Origin of the sequence: Streptomyces sp. NPDC093252, from assembly GCF_040683675.1 — a bacterium.
In the GTDB taxonomy this organism is placed as follows: domain Bacteria; phylum Actinomycetota; class Actinomycetes; order Streptomycetales; family Streptomycetaceae; genus Streptomyces.
Genome location: NZ_JBFBEM010000004.1, coordinates 611,360 through 626,274, shown reverse-complemented (window position 1 = coordinate 626,274; position 14,915 = coordinate 611,360). Strand labels below are relative to the sequence as shown.

Genomic DNA, 14,915 nt, shown 5'->3' with positions numbered 1-14,915 from the left:
GACACCGCGCGCGGCCTCGGCATGGAGATCGCCCTCGACTTCGCCCTCCAGTGCTCCCCCGACCACCCCTGGGTGGAGAAACACCCCGAGTGGTTCCACCACCGCCCCGACGGCACCATCGCCCACGCCGAGAACCCGCCCAAGAAGTACCAGGACATCTACCCCGTCGCCTTCGACGCCGACCTCGACGGACTCGTCACCGAGACCGTCCGCGTCCTGCGCCACTGGATGAGCACCGGGGTCCGCATCTTCCGCGTCGACAATCCCCACACCAAACCCGTCGTCTTCTGGGAGCGGGTCATCGGGGACATCAACGCCACCGACCCCGATGTCATCTTCCTCGCCGAGGCGTTCACCCGGCCCGCGATGATGCACGCCCTCGCCCAGAGCGGCTTCCAGCAGTCCTACACCTACTTCACCTGGCGCACCGGCAAACAGGAACTCACCGACTACCTCACCGAACTGACCGGGGACACCGCCGCCTACATGCGGCCCAACTTCTTCGCCAACACCCCCGACATCCTCCACGCCTCCCTCCAGCACGGCCACCGCCCCGCCTTCGAGACCCGCGCCGTCCTCGCCGCCACCCTCTCCCCCACCTGGGGCATCTACTCCGGCTACGAACTCTGCGAGAACACCCCCCTCAGGGACGGCAGCGAGGAGTACCTCGACTCGGAGAAATACCAGCTCAAGCCCCGCGACTGGGCCGCCGCCGACCGCGACGGCCGCACCATCGCCCCCCTCATCACCCGGCTCAACGAGATCCGGCGCGGCCACCCGGCCCTCCGACAGCTCCGTGATCTGCGCTTCCATCCCACCGACAACGAGTCCGTCCTCGCCTACAGCAAGCACGCGGGCGACGACCGGATCCTCGTCGTGGTCAATCTCGACCCGCACCGCACCCAGGAGGCCACCGTCCTCCTGGACCCGGAGCACCTGGGTCTGCCCGCCGCCACGGCACTGACCGTGCACGACGAGCTGTCGGGCGAGACCTATGCGTGGGGCACCGCCAACTATGTACGCCTGGAGCCCGGCCGGACCCCGGCCCATGTACTGCGCGTGCACCCGGCCGACGCAGTGTCCGCAGCAGCGCGAAACGGAGGCTGAGCAGCTCCATGACTGTCAATGAGCCCGTCCCGGACACCTTCGGGGACACCCCCGCGCAGGACCGGGACCCGGAGTGGTTCAAACGCGCCGTGTTCTACGAGGTCCTGGTCCGCTCCTTCCAGGACAGCAACGGCGACGGTGTCGGCGACCTCAAGGGCCTCACCAGCAGACTCGACTATCTGCAATGGCTCGGCATCGACTGCCTCTGGCTGCCCCCCTTCTTCACCTCCCCCCTGCGCGACGGCGGCTACGACGTCTCCGACTACACCGCCGTCCTCCCCGAATTCGGTGACCTCGCCGACTTCGTGGAATTCGTGGACGCCGCCCATCAGCGCGGTATGCGCGTCATCATCGACTTCGTCATGAACCACACCAGCGACCAGCACCCCTGGTTCCAGGAATCCCGAAAGGACCCCAAAGGCCCCTACGGCGACTACTACATGTGGGCCGACGACGACAAGCAGTACGCCGACGCCCGGATCATCTTCGTCGACACCGAGACCTCGAACTGGACCTATGACCCGGTCCGCAAGCAGTACTTCTTCCACCGCTTCTTCTCCCACCAACCGGACCTCAACTACGAGAACCCGGCTGTGCAGGAGGAGATCCTCGCCGCGCTGAAGTTCTGGCTCGACCTCGGGATCGACGGCTTCCGGCTGGACGCCGTGCCCTATCTCTACGCCGAGGAGGGCACCAACTGCGAGAACCTCCCCGCCGCGCACGCCTTCCTCAAGCGGGTCCGCCGGGAGATCGACGCCATGTACCCGGACACGGTGCTGCTGGCCGAGGCCAATCAGTGGCCGGAGGACGTGGTCGACTACTTCGGCGACTACAGCGCGGGCGGCGACGAATGCCACATGGCGTTCCACTTCCCCGTCATGCCCCGCATCTTCATGGCCGTCCGCCGCGAATCCCGCTACCCGGTGTCGGAAGTCCTCGCCAAGACCCCCGCGATCCCCTCGAACTGCCAGTGGGGCATCTTCCTGCGCAACCACGACGAACTGACCCTGGAAATGGTCACCGACGAGGAACGCGACTACATGTACGCCGAATACGCGAAGGACCCGCGTATGCGCGCGAACATCGGCATCCGCCGCCGCCTCGCCCCCCTCCTCGACAACGACCGCAACCAGATCCAGCTCTTCACCGCCCTCCTCCTCTCCCTCCCCGGCTCCCCGATCCTCTACTACGGGGACGAGATCGGCATGGGCGACAACATCTGGCTCGGCGACCGCGACGCCGTCCGCACCCCCATGCAGTGGACCCCCGACCGCAACGCCGGATTCTCGCCCTCCGACCCGGGCCGGCTCTTCCTCCCCACGATCATGGACCCGGTCTACGGCTACCAGGTCACCAACGTCGAGGCGTCCATGTCGTCGCCCTCCTCGCTGCTGCACTGGACCCGCCGGATGATCGAGATCCGCAAACAGAACCCCGCCTTCGGCCTCGGCACCTACACCGAACTCCCCTCCTCCAACCCCGCCGTCCTGGCCTTCCTGCGGGAGTACGAGGACGACCTGGTGCTGTGCGTGCACAACTTCTCCCGGTTCGCCCAGCCCACCGAGCTGGATCTGCGGGAGTTCGACGGACGCCATCCGGTGGAACTCTTCGGCGGGGTGCGCTTCCCGGCCATCGGTGAGCTGCCGTATCTGCTCACCCTGGGGGGTCATGGCTTCTACTGGTTCCGGCTCACCCGGGTGGCACCGGGTATCGGCCGTCGCGTGTGAGCGTGCCCCGGCGAAAGGACGCGTCACCATGGCGAAGACCGCTTTTCCGCACACCACGGCGAGCGGGCTCGCCGGGCCCATGGCCTCGCTCGACGGGCTGCTGCGCGACTGGCTGCCGCGCCAGCGCTGGTTCGCGGGCAAGGACCGGCCCGTCACCGAGCTGCGCCTGCTGTCGCTGACCGAGCTGTTCCCGGGCTGTCTGCATCTGCTGGTGCACGCCGGTCACGCGGGCGGCGGCCACGGCGCCGGACACGCCGGGGTGCCCTCGCCCGGCGGCACCCCGCCGCCCGGCGACTGCTACCAGGTGCTGCTCGGCGTCCAGGAGCAGCTCTCGCCCCGGCTGGGCCGGGCCCTGATCGGCCGGACCCGGACCGGCCCGCTGGCCGGGCTCGTGGTGTACGACGCCCTCCAGGACCCGCGTTCGGCGCATCTGCTGCAGGAGCGGCTGCGGCAGCCGGGCACCGCCGGTCCGCTGCGGTTCGAGGCGGACCCGGCGGTGCGGATCCCGCCCGCGCTGCCGCCCCGGCTGCTGGACGCCGAGCAGTCCAACACCTCGGTGGTGTACGGGGACGCGTTCATCCTCAAGGTGTTCCGGCGGATCCAGCCGGGGGTCAACCCCGATCTGGAGGTGTCCGGCGCACTGGCCCGGCAGGGCTGCCGCCGGGTACCGGCACCGGCGGCGTGGTTCCGTACCGTCCAGCCGTTCGGGGCCACCCTCGGTGTGGTGCAGCCGTATCTGCGGGACGCCTCCGACGGCTGGACCCTCGCCCTGGACGCGCTCGCGGGCGGGCAGGACTTCGCCGGCCGGGCCGGGGAACTGGGCCGGGCGATGGCGGAGGTGCATCTGGCGCTGGCGGCGGCCTTCCCGGCGGACGGGGCCGACGCGGCGGCGGGCGAGGGCGGCCATACGGCGGCGGCGATGGCCGAGCGGCTGGACGCCGCCGCGCGCAGTGTGCCCGCGCTGCGGCCCCATGTGCCGGGGCTGCGGTCCGCGTTCGCCGCGCTGGCCGGCGGTGCCGCCGGGCCGCCCGTCCAGCGGATCCACGGTGATCTGCATCTGGGGCAGGTGCTGCGGGCGGGCCGGGAGTGGTTCGTCATCGACTTCGAGGGTGAGCCGTCCCGGCCGCTGGCCGAGCGGCGCAGCCCGCACTCCCCCGTCCGGGACATCGCGGGCATGCTGCGGTCGTTCGACTACGCGGCCCGTCAGCGCCGTCCGTGGCGACCGGAGTGGGCCCGCCGCTGCCGGGAGGCGTTCTGCGCGGGGTATGCCTCCGGGTCCGGCTGGGACCCTCGTCACCAGCACGCGCTGCTGCGTGCCTATGAGACCGACCGTGCTGTGTACGAAGTGCTGTACGAGGCCCGGCACCGCCCGGACTGGCTGGCCGTGCCGATGGCGGCCATCGAGCGGCTCGCCGTGAGAGGAGACTGAGAGCGTGGCATTGCGTGACACGTCCCTGCCGGAGCCGTCCGGCCCGGCCGATCCGACCGGGACGCGCAAGGAGGCCGTGCCGACGACCGGGACGCCCAAGCCGACCGGGACGGCGACCGGGACGGCGAAGCCGGCCAAGGCGCCCAAGGCGGCGCGGGCAGGCAAGGCAGCGAAGGCGGGCAAGGCAGCGCCCGAGGCAGGCGGGGCGGCGAAGGCCCCGAAGGCGGCCGGGGAATCCACGGCGGCCACTGCGGGCACTGGGGCCCCGGCGGGCACGGGATCTCCGGCGGCCCTGAAGCCCCCGGGGCCCGCGCCCTCCCCGGGGGTCCCCGCCGCCGCCCCCGCCCCCACCCCCGTCCCGGCCCCCGCCACCCCCGTCCGCGCCGCCCCCGCGCTCTCCCCCGGGGACCGGGAGCGGCTGCTGTCCGGCGCGCATCACGACCCGCACGCGCTGCTGGGCGCGCATCCGGTGCCGGGCGGAGTGGTGTTCCGGGCGCTGCGCCCGTTCGCCCGTGCGGTGAGCGTGCGGATCGGGGAGCGGCGGTACGCGCTGGCGTCGGAGGGCGAGGGGCTGTTCTCGGGGGTCGTGCCGCTGCCCCAGGCCCCGGCGTACACGCTGGTGGTGGCGTACGACGGGGAGGAGCGGGAGTGCCATGACCCGTACCGGTTCCTGCCCGCGCTCGGGGAGCTGGATCTGCATCTGATCCGCGAGGGACGGCACGAGCAGCTCTGGAAGGCGCTCGGCGCGGAACCGATGACCCACCAGGGCGTCACCGGCACCCGCTTCACCGTCTGGGCGCCCCACGCGCGGGGTGTGCGGGTGGCCGGGGACTTCTGCTTCTGGGACGGCACGGCCCATCCGATGCGCTCGCTGGGGGCGTCCGGGGTGTGGGAGCTGTTCCTGCCCGGCATCGGGGAGGGCGCGCGCTACAAGTTCGAGATCACCGCGCGGTCCGGGGACCGGTTCCTCAAGGCCGACCCGATGGCCCGCCGCTGCGAGGTGCCGCCGGACACGGCGTCGATCGTGCACACCTCGCACTACACGTGGGGCGACGAGGACTGGCTCGCCCACCGGGACGACCTGCCGGTGCACGAGGCGCCGTTCTCGGTGTACGAGGTGCATCTGCCGTCCTGGCGCCCGGGGCTGACCTACCGCGAGCTGGCCGAGCAACTCCCGGCTTATGTAAGGGACTTGGGGTTCACCCATGTCGAGCTGATGCCGATCGCCGAGCATCCCTTCGGCGGCTCCTGGGGCTATCAGGTCACCGGCTGCTACGCGCCGACCTCGCGGCTGGGCACACCGGACGACTTCAAGTTCCTGGTCGACGCGCTGCACCGGGCCGGGATCGGGGTGATCCTGGACTGGGTTCCGGCGCACTTCCCCAAGGACGACTGGGCACTGGCCCGCTTCGACGGGGAGCCGCTGTACGAGCCGGGGGACGCCCGGCGGGCGGAGCACCCGGACTGGGGGACGCTGGAGTTCGACTTCGGCCGGGTGGAGGTGCGCAACTTCCTGGTGGCCAACGCCGTGTACTGGTGCGAGGAGTTCCATCTCGACGGGCTGCGGGTGGACGCCGTCGCCTCGATGCTCTACCTGGACTACTCGCGGGACTCGGGTCAGTGGACGCCGAATGTGTTCGGCGGCCGGGAGGATCTGGACGCGGTGGCGTTCCTCCAGGAGATGAACGCGACGGTGTACCGGCGGGTGCCCGGGGTGGTCACCATCGCGGAGGAGTCGACGGCCTGGGACGGGGTCACCCGGCCCACGGACAGCGGCGGGCTGGGCTTCGGGCTGAAGTGGAACATGGGCTGGATGCACGACTCGCTCCAGTACATGGCCCATGAGCCGGTCCACCGCACCTACCACCACCACGAGATGACGTTCTCGATGGTGTACGCGTACAGCGAGAACTACGTCCTGCCGATCTCGCACGACGAGGTGGTGCACGGCAAGCGGTCGCTGGTGTCGAAGATGCCCGGCGACTGGTGGCAGCAGCGGGCCAGCCATCGGGCCTATCTGGCGTTCATGTGGGCCCACCCGGGCAAGCAACTCCTCTTCATGGGGCAGGAGTTCGCCCAGGGCGCCGAGTGGTCGGAGGCCACCGGCCCGGACTGGTGGCTGCTGGAGCGGGGGTACGGGGCCGAGGCCGATCACCGGGGGGTGCGGGATCTGGTGCGGGATCTCAACTCCGTGTACCGGTCGGCGCCGTCGCTGTGGGAGCGGGACACCGATCCGGCCGGGTTCGAGTGGCTGCTGGGGGACGCGGCCGAGGACAATGTCTTCGCGTTCGTCCGCCGGGCGGCCGACGGCACCCCGCTGATCTCGGTCAGCAACTTCTCCCCGGTGGTGCGGCACGGCTACCGGCTGCCGGTGCGGGACGGCGTGGCCGCGTGGACGGAGGCACTCAACACCGACGCCGCCCGATACGGCGGTGGCGCGGTGGTCAACGCGGGGCCGCTGACGACGGAAGGGGGTGGCCTCACCCTGACCCTTCCGCCGCTGGCGACGGTGTGGCTGCGGCCGGTCTGAGGGGCGCCCGGGGGCCGCCGGGTACGGGCAGATCACAACCGACTCTCAGTTGGGACATCCACTCACGCTCCGGTCGGGAAACGGCTAGATTCCGACCACCGGTGCTCACCGAGCCCGTCGGCGCCGTCACCCCCCGTACACCTCTGGAGCAGCGCATGCGCGACAGGGCCCTCGCTCCGTCGGCCGGACCGCCCCTCACCGCCGGCCTCGCCGACAGCGTCTTCCTCGCCGCCGACCGGCACCCCGGCCTCCCGGTCCTCGCCCGCCGTCCCGACCCGGCGGTGCAGATCTGGGAGGAGGTGACGGCGGGGGAGCTGCGCGATCAGGTGCTGGCGCTGGCGAAGGGGCTGGTGGCCTGCGGGATCACCCCGGGACAGCGGGTCGCGGTGATGTCCCGCAACCGCTATGAGTGGACGGTGTTCTGCTATGCCCTGTGGTCGGTGGGCGCCGAGATCGTGCCGGTCCATCCGGCGTCCTCGCGCGACCAGATCGAGTGGATCCTGCGGGACGCGCTCTGCTCGGCGGTGCTGGTGGAGGACGAGCACGGGGTGATGACGATCGGCTCGGTGTGCGCGGCGCTGCCGGGGCTGCGGCATGTGTGGCAGATGGACGCGGGCGCGCTGGAGCAGATCGTGGAGCGGGGCGCGCTGATACCGGTCACCACCGTGGACTCGCTGCGCCGGATCGTGCACCCGGACTCCACCGCCGTCATCGCCTACACCTCGGGCACCAGCGGCCGTCCGCTGGGGTGCGCGGTCAGCCACCGGGGTCTGGCCCACCCCTGCGACGCGCTGCTCGACGGCTGGGGCGCCTCGGGGGCGCTGCCCGGTGAGCAGGCCCGGGTGCTGGCGTTCCTGCCGTTCTCCCATGTCTACGGGCTGATGGTGCAGTGTCTGTGTGTCCGGGGCGGGGTGCTGATGGGGCATGAGCCGGAGCTGACCCAGGCGGCGCTGTCCGCGGCGCTGCGGTCGTTCCGGCCGACCTATCTGTATCTGGTGCCGTCGGTGCTGGAGAAGATCTACAAGGGTTTTCTGCGGGTGGCCCAGGAGGCGGGGCGGGGCGCGCTGTTCGAGCGGGCGGCGGAGACGGCCCGTGCGTTCGCGGCGGCGGCCGAGCGGCAGCGGCTGGGCCGGGGGTCGGGTCCGGGGCTGGATCTGCGGCTCCAGCACGCTTTGTACGAGCGGACGGTGTACCGGCGGCTGCGGGCGGCGCTCGGCGGGCGGGTGCTGCGGGGCGGCTCGGGCGGCAGTCCCCTCAACCGTGATCTCGCCCTGTTCTACGAGGGGATCGGGATCTATCTGGCCGACGCCTACGGGCTGAGCGAGACCAGCGGCGGGGTCACCATGCAGCCGCTGGGCCGGGAGAAGTCGGGCACGGTCGGCCGGGCGCTGCCGGGGGTGGAGCTGGCGGTGGCGGCGGACGGGGAGATCCTGGTGCGCGGCCCGTCGGTGTTCCACGGGTATGTCAACGACGAGGCGGCGACCCGGGCGGTGCTGCGCGGCGGCTGGCTGGCGACCGGGGATCTGGGGCTGCTGGACTCCGACGGCTATCTGACGATCACCGGCCGCAAGAAGGACGTCCTCATCACCAGCGGTGGGACGAGTGTGTCGCCGTCGGCGCTGGAGCACCGGATGCGGGTGCATCCGCTGATCCATCAGGCGGTGGTGGTCGGCGACGGACGGCCCTGCGTGGGCGCGCTGATCACCCTGGACCCGGACTTCCTGGCGCACTGGCGCTCCGCGCTGCTGTGGCGGGGCGCCGGGCCGGGGCAGGAGGACCGGGAGGAGAACGCGCTGCGCGAGGAGGTGGGCCGGGCGGTGGCGGCGGCCAACAGCGCGGTGTCGCGGGCGGAGTCGATCCGGGTGTTCCGGGTGCTGCCGCGGCCGTTCGCGGTGGAGGACGGGCTGCTGACCCCGTCGATGAAGCTGCGCCGGGACGCGATCGTGCGGCACTACGCCGCGGAGATCGAGGCGATGTACCTGGCCCGCTCGCGCCCGCCGCGGACGGTGTCCCGGGAGGACCCGCTGGCCTGGGACGACACGGACAACGTGTTCCGCTGACACTTCCTTCGCGGGTCACTCCCCCGTCGTCAGCCGTACGGTGTCCGAGCGTTCGCCCAGGACGAAGGCGCGGACGCGGTAGTCGGCGTGCTGCTCGCCGGGCAGGGTGATGAGTCCGGTGGCGTCGGTGTCCGGGTCCAGTACGGCGACGGGTTCGAAGGCGGCGTCGGGGGTGCGGCGGATCTCCAGCAGGAAGCCGTCCTCGTCGCGGGAGTTGTCGGTCCAGGTGAAGGCGATGCCGCCGGCGTCCCGGGGGGTGCCGGTGAGGGCGGTGGGGGCCGTGCCGTCCTCGCCGTCGCGCAGGGAGCGCTGATGGCCCGCTCCGGCGTCCGGGCGGTCGCGGGGGGTGAGCCACTCCTGCCCGGAGACGTCCTGCGCCGTGTCCCGGTCGGGGAGGTCGACGGTGACCGGGCGGGAGGCGGGGCCCCGGTAGCTGACCAGCCGGTAGTGGAAGGTGGTGCGGGGCATGAGGTCGGGGTGGCGGTAGCGGGTCGTCCGGGGGGAGAGATAGCCGAGGGCGGTGTAGGGGCCGCCGGGTTCGGTGGCGAACTCCAGGACATGGCCCGCGACCGAGGGCCGGTCGTCGCGCCAGCTCAGGTCGATGTCGGTGGGCGTGGTGAGGGTGGCCCGCAGCGGCCCCCGGGCGTCGGTCGCGGGCCCGGGGGACGCGGTGCAGGCCGGCAGCGCGAGGAGCAGCGCCACCGGCACCGCGGCGATCGTCGTGGGGCGCACGGGCGGGGTTACTTCCGCCAGAAGCGGATGCCGCTCCACTCGACGGTGGCGGGGCCGTTGCCGCTGTTGGTGCGGTAGGCGCCGAACTTGTCGTAGAAGCTGCCGCCGGGGCTGGCGTAGGTGTGCTGGAGGGAGCCGTTGATGTAGGTGCGGTGCTGGCTGCCGACGACATGGACGGTGTTGACGCGGACCTGGGCGCCGACCGTACCGGCGTTGGAGAGGGTGGCGCCGCCGTGCACGGCGTAGAGCCGGCCGCCGCGTTCGGCGGCGAGCATGAAGAAGGGGCCGGCGGCGGACTCGTTGAACGTCTGCTTGAGGCTGATGCGGGTTCCGCTGAGGCTCGTGATGCGGAAGTAGCCCTCGAACTGACGGGTGCCGCCGGTGTAGGTGGCGTAGCGGCGTTCAGCCCGCTGGTCGCCACTCGCGGTGGAGCAGGTGAGCCGGAAGGTGAGGCCGTCGATCTGGCCGCAGCCGCGTTCCTGTTCGGTGAAGGTGGGTGACACCGAGGTCCAGCCGCCGGGTTCGACCTCGGCCGCCGCCGGGGGCGCGACCAGCAGGGACGAGCCGCCGATCGCGCCGATCGCGGCGGCCACCGCGAGCATCCGGGTCCGTGGGGGCATTCTGTCTCCTTGAGGCGTGGGGGGTGGCCGTCGTACACCGGCGCCGCCGAGAGCGGCTGTTCAGATCAGTGAACGACAGCCCCAAGGGTGAACATGTGATCGGACCATAGGACCGGACCAAGTCGCCGTCAAGACAGTGCGCACACCCCCGTCCCGGGCGGCGGGCGGCCCGCGCGCGCCCCTCAGTTGCGCCGCGCCCGGCGCACAACGCCCCTTGTACGTGCATGCTGGTCGGTGAACACCAAGAACACGAAAAACAAGACACGAAAGACAAGACACCGAAGACAAGAGCAGGAAAGACAAGAAGCAAGAAAGAAGAACAGGAAGAAGCAACAGAAGGAGTCCCCCTGTACCCGCGGAAGGGAAGGACACCGTGACACGACCCAGGATCCTGGTCGTCGGCGCAGGCTTCGCCGGTGTCGGCTGTGTACGCCGGCTGGAGCGCCGGCTCCGGCCCGACGAGGCCGACCTCACCCTGGTGACCCCGTTCTCCTACCAGCTCTATCTGCCGCTGCTGCCCCAGGTCGCCTCCGGGGTGCTCACCCCGCAGTCGATCGCGGTGTCGCTGCGGCGCTCCAGCAAGTACCGGACCCGCATCATCCCGGGCGGCGCCATCGGGGTGGATCTGCGCTCCAAGGTGTGTGTGATCCGTACGATCACCGACCGGATCGTGGACGAGTCGTACGACTACATCGTGCTGGCCCCCGGCAGTGTCACCCGCACCTTCGACATCCCGGGGCTGGTGGACAACGCCTTCGGGATGAAGACGCTCGCCGAGGCGGCCTACATCCGCGACCATGTGATCGCCCAGCTCGATCTGGCCGACGCCAGCCAGGACCCCGACGAGCGGGCCTCGCGGCTCCAGTTCGTGGTGGTGGGCGGCGGTTACGCGGGAACCGAGACGGCGGCCTGTCTCCAGTTGCTGACCAGCAACGCCGTCAAGCGCTACCCCCGGCTCGACCCGAAGCTGATCAAGTGGCATCTGATCGACATCGCGCCGCGGCTGATGCCGGAGCTGGGCGACAAGCTGGGCCGCAGCGCGCAGGAGATGCTGCGGCGGCGCGGGGTGGAGATCTCGCTCGGGGTCTCCATCGCGAAGGCCGGTCCCCGGGAGGTCGTCTTCACCGACGGCCGGGTGGTGCCCACCCGCACCCTGATCTGGACGGCCGGGGTGGTGGCCAGCCCGCTGATCGCGACCCTGGACGCGGAGACCGTGCGCGGCCGGCTCGCGGTGAACGCCGGGATGGATCTGCCGGGGCACGACGGGGTGTTCGCGCTCGGGGACGCGGCGGCGGTGCCGGACCTGGTCAACGGCGGGGACGCGGTGTGCCCGCCGAGCGCGCAGCACGCCATGCGGCAGGGCCGTACGGTCGCCGACAATGTGATCGCCGCCCTGCGCGGTGAGCCGCAGCGGGTGTACCGGCACCGGGATCTGGGGCTGGTGGTGGATCTCGGGGGGCGGGACGCGGTGTCCAAGCCGCTCGGCGTGGAGCTGCACGGCATCGCCGCGCAGACGGTGGCCCGGGGCTATCACTGGTCGGCGCTGCGCACCAATGTGGCCAAGACCCGGGTGCTGACCAACTGGATGCTCAACGCGGTCGCGGGCGACGATTTCGTGCGCACCGGGTTCCAGAGCCGCAAACCGGCCAAGCTCAGCGACTTCGAGTACGTGCACGCGTACCTCACTCCGGAGCAGGTACGGGAGCGGGTGGAGGAGCGGGGAGAGGAGGCCGCCGTCGACACCGGGGACGGCGGGGGCACCGGGGAGGGCGGGGGGCCTGGATGAGTCCGGGTGAGTCCGGGTGAGTCCGGTCACCTCGGGGGTGCCCGCGTTGCGTGAAGCTCAGGGGGATGGTTTATCGTTCACGCATACGTGGTCTCGGGGTCGACCGGAACCGTCCCCCCTGTGCCGCGAAGGACTGCCCTGGCTGGCTTCCCCCGTCCAGCCAGGGCTTTCTGCTGCCCGCCGACGGGCGTCGAGGTGCCCCGGGCGCCGGGAGCGGCTGAAATGGGCATAGGGAAAGCACCCGAACCGATCGCCCCGGCGAGGAGCCCCGCGCCATGACCAAAGCGACGAAGCTGCTGACCGCCCTCCCCCCGCCCCAGCGCACCCGGCTGATGGACCTCGCGCACGAGGTGTCCTTCGCCGAGGACACCCGGATCTTCGAGGCGGGCGGCAACGCCGACCGCTTCTGGGTGCTGCGCTCGGGTGCCGTCTCGCTCACCCAGCAGGTGACCTCCCACCAGCGGGTGACCGTCGCCAGTCTGGGCGCCGGTGATCTGCTCGGCTGGTCCTGGCTCTTCCCGCCGTACCGGTGGGACTTCGGCGCGGAGGCCTTCAGCCCGGTCCGGGCGTACGAGTTCGAGGCCGGGGCGGTGCTGGTGCTGTGCGAGGAGGACCCGGAACTCGGGATGACCCTGATCCGCAATGTCGCCGAGATCCTCGCCCACCGGCTGGAGCTGACCCGGGGGCGCCTGATGGAGGCGTACGCGCTGCATCGGCGCACCTACTGACCGGGTCCGGACGGGGACGCGATCTCCTTCACCGGCCGGAGCCGCCCACGCCGCCGCAGGGGTGACTCCCGGAAAGGGGCGGGACGGAACAGGGCGGAACGGGGCGGTGGTGCTGCCCGGAGGGCCTCCCCGGCCGGTGCGGGGTGCCCGCCTTCAGATGCGATAGCGCCGCAGTGCCGGTACCGCTGCCGCCAGGGCCAGCATCGCCGCCACCACCAGCAGCCCGCCCCCCACCACCGCCGTCCGGGGGCCGAAAGCGGAACCCGCCGTGCCGTGCAGGACGTCGGCGAGGCGGGGGCCGCCCGCGACGACCACCGTGAAGACGCCCTGCATCCGGCCGCGCATCTCGTCGGTCGCCGCCGACAGCAGGATCGCGCCCCGGAACACCATGGACACCATGTCGGCGACCCCGGCGACGACCAGGAACGCCACGGCGACCCAGAGACTGGCGCTCAGCCCGAACCCCGCGATGGCCAGCCCCCACGCCACCACCGCCCCGATCACCATCCAGCCGTGCCGCCGGGCCCGGGAGAACGTGCCCGAGAACAGCCCCCCGGCCACCGCCCCGACCGGGATCGCCGCGAACAGCAGCCCCAGGGCGAGTCCCTCGCCGTAGGAGCCGTAGGTCTCGGCGGCGAGTTGCGGGAACAGGGCGCGGGGCATGCCCAGCACCATGGCGATGACATCGGCGAGGAAGGACAGCAGCAGCACCTTGTGCAGGGCGATGTACCGGAACCCCTCGGCGATCTCCCGTACGCCCGCGCGCCGCTTGGCGGCCCCGGTCAGCGGGGGCAGCGACGGCAGCCGCACGACGGCCCAGACGGCGACGCACAGGGCGACGGCGTCGAGAAGATACAGCTCGGCCAGCCCGATCACCGGGATCAGCGCCCCGGCCATCAGGGGCCCGGCGACCAGACCGATCTGCATCACCGTCGAGCCCAGGGCGTTGGCGGCGGCGAGCTCGTGCTCGGGGACCAGCCGGGCGATGGAGGCGTTGCGGGCGGGCGCGTTGAGCCCGAAGAACGCCTGCTGGACGGCGAGCAGCACCATCAGCACGGCGACCGAGTCCAGCCCGGCGAACGCCTGGACCCAGAACAGCACCGACGTGACCGCTATCCCGGCGTTGGTGACCAGGAGCAGGGTGCGGCGGTCGACGGCGTCGGCGATGGCACCGCCCCACAGCGCGAACACCACCATGGGCAGCAGCCCCGCGATACTGGCATAGCCGACCCAGGCGGAGGACCCGGTGAGGTCGTAGACCTGCTTGGGTACGGCGACGGCGGTGAGCTGGCTGCCGACGGCCGTGACGATGGTGGACGCCCAGAGCCTGCGGAAGGCGGGGCGGCGCAGCGGGCGGGTGTCCATCGCCCAGCGGCGCCGGGGTCGGGACGGCTGCCCCTCACCGGGGTCGGCCGCCGGTTCCTCCGTACTGCGTTCGCTGCTGTCCACACGCGTCCCGGTCGCTCGTTGCCTGTTACATCGTTCGAACCAGGGGTCACTATCGCAGCCGTCGGCGGGGCGCGGCGGGCCGTCTCGTTCTGCGGTGGGGCGGCTCACGCTCCGGTGATCAGGAGCACGCCCAGGGTGATCATCGTCGCGGCGACGAAACCGTCCAGGATCCGCCAGGCGGCGGGCCGGGTGAGCCAGCGGCCGAGCAGCCGGGCGCCGAAGCCGAGCGCGGCGAACCAGACCAGGCTGGCGACGACCGCGCCGAGACCGAAGACCCAGCGCTGCGGGCCCCGGTCGGCGGCGACCGAGCCGAGCAGGAAGACCGTGTCGAGGTAGACATGGGGGTTGAGCCAGGTCAGGGCCAGACAGGTGAGGACGGCCCGGCGGCGTGACCCGCCCGCCGCCGCTCCGCCGTCCTCGGTGCGCAGGGCGTCCCCGGCGGGCCGGAGCACCCGGCGGGCGGCGAGCGCCCCGTAGCCGAGGAGGAAGGCGCCGCCGATCCAGGCGACGACGGTGAGCGCCTGCGGCCAGGCCACGACGACCGCGCCGACCCCGGCGACCCCGAGCGCGATGAGCAGGGCGTCGGACAGGGCGCAGATGCCGACCACCGCGAGAACCGCGTCCCGCCGGACGCCCTGGCGCAGGACGAAGGCGTTCTGGGCGCCGATGGCGACGATCAGGGACAGGCCGGTACCGAAGCCGGCCGCGGCGGCGGCGAGTGCGGGGGTCATACCGGGCACGCTACGG

10 protein-coding genes and 1 pseudogene are annotated in these 14,915 nt (G+C 71.9%); 7 read left to right on the top strand and 4 right to left on the bottom strand.

Features of this window, described 5'->3' with window-relative positions:
• The 5 genes and pseudogenes from AB0O01_RS11620 to AB0O01_RS11600 all read left to right on the top strand — a co-directional run.
• Window positions 1-1,107 (top strand): annotated as a pseudogene (locus tag AB0O01_RS11620) (alpha-1,4-glucan--maltose-1-phosphate maltosyltransferase); the annotation flags it as partial.
• 8 nt (window positions 1,108-1,115) lie between these two features.
• Window positions 1,116-2,834: a maltose alpha-D-glucosyltransferase gene (treS, locus tag AB0O01_RS11615; RefSeq protein ID WP_365312403.1), complete on the top strand. Its 1,719-nt coding sequence runs from the start codon at window positions 1,116-1,118 to the stop codon at window positions 2,832-2,834.
• A 28-nt stretch (window positions 2,835-2,862) separates the two neighbouring features.
• Window positions 2,863-4,263 (top strand): maltokinase, encoded by a 1,401-nt coding sequence (locus AB0O01_RS11610; RefSeq protein ID WP_365312402.1) that lies wholly within the window; start codon window positions 2,863-2,865, stop codon window positions 4,261-4,263.
• 76 nt (window positions 4,264-4,339) lie between these two features.
• Window positions 4,340-6,793: a 1,4-alpha-glucan branching enzyme gene (gene glgB / locus AB0O01_RS11605; protein ID WP_365312475.1), complete on the top strand. Its 2,454-nt coding sequence runs from the start codon at window positions 4,340-4,342 to the stop codon at window positions 6,791-6,793.
• A 155-nt stretch (window positions 6,794-6,948) separates the two neighbouring features.
• Window positions 6,949-8,853 (top strand): AMP-dependent synthetase/ligase, encoded by a 1,905-nt coding sequence (locus AB0O01_RS11600; RefSeq protein ID WP_365312400.1) that lies wholly within the window; start codon window positions 6,949-6,951, stop codon window positions 8,851-8,853.
• A 15-nt stretch (window positions 8,854-8,868) separates the two neighbouring features.
• Here the strand turns inward: AB0O01_RS11600 and AB0O01_RS11595 are convergent, their stop codons facing one another.
• Both AB0O01_RS11595 and AB0O01_RS11590 read right to left on the bottom strand, forming a co-directional pair.
• Window positions 8,869-9,585: a fibronectin type III domain-containing protein gene (locus AB0O01_RS11595; protein ID WP_365312398.1), complete on the bottom strand. Its 717-nt coding sequence runs from the start codon at window positions 9,583-9,585 to the stop codon at window positions 8,869-8,871.
• Window positions 9,586-9,593: 8 nt separating this feature from the next.
• Entirely contained in the window at window positions 9,594-10,205 is a 612-nt protein-coding gene (locus AB0O01_RS11590; protein ID WP_365312396.1) for a hypothetical protein, read from the bottom strand.
• Window positions 10,206-10,578: 373 nt separating this feature from the next.
• On the opposite strand from AB0O01_RS11590, the gene AB0O01_RS11585 reads away from it, so the two are divergent.
• Together AB0O01_RS11585 and AB0O01_RS11580 are read left to right on the top strand one after the other, a co-directional pair.
• On the top strand, window positions 10,579-11,991 hold the full coding sequence (locus AB0O01_RS11585) for an FAD-dependent oxidoreductase (RefSeq protein WP_365312394.1): 1,413 nt from the start codon (window positions 10,579-10,581) through the stop codon (window positions 11,989-11,991).
• Between the two features lie 275 nt (window positions 11,992-12,266).
• Window positions 12,267-12,719: a cyclic nucleotide-binding domain-containing protein gene (locus AB0O01_RS11580; RefSeq protein WP_365312392.1), complete on the top strand. Its 453-nt coding sequence runs from the start codon at window positions 12,267-12,269 to the stop codon at window positions 12,717-12,719.
• 153 nt (window positions 12,720-12,872) lie between these two features.
• Here AB0O01_RS11580 and AB0O01_RS11575 read toward each other — a convergent pair whose 3' ends face one another.
• Both AB0O01_RS11575 and AB0O01_RS11570 read right to left on the bottom strand, forming a co-directional pair.
• Window positions 12,873-14,168 carry an MFS transporter gene (locus tag AB0O01_RS11575; protein ID WP_365312391.1) on the bottom strand — a complete coding sequence of 432 codons (1,296 nt, stop codon included), beginning with the start codon at window positions 14,166-14,168 and terminating at the stop codon, window positions 12,873-12,875.
• A gap of 104 nt (window positions 14,169-14,272) precedes the next feature.
• Window positions 14,273-14,899, bottom strand: coding sequence for a LysE/ArgO family amino acid transporter (locus AB0O01_RS11570; protein ID WP_365312389.1), 627 nt, complete (start codon window positions 14,897-14,899; stop codon window positions 14,273-14,275).
• Between the last annotated feature and the right edge of the window lie 16 nt (window positions 14,900-14,915).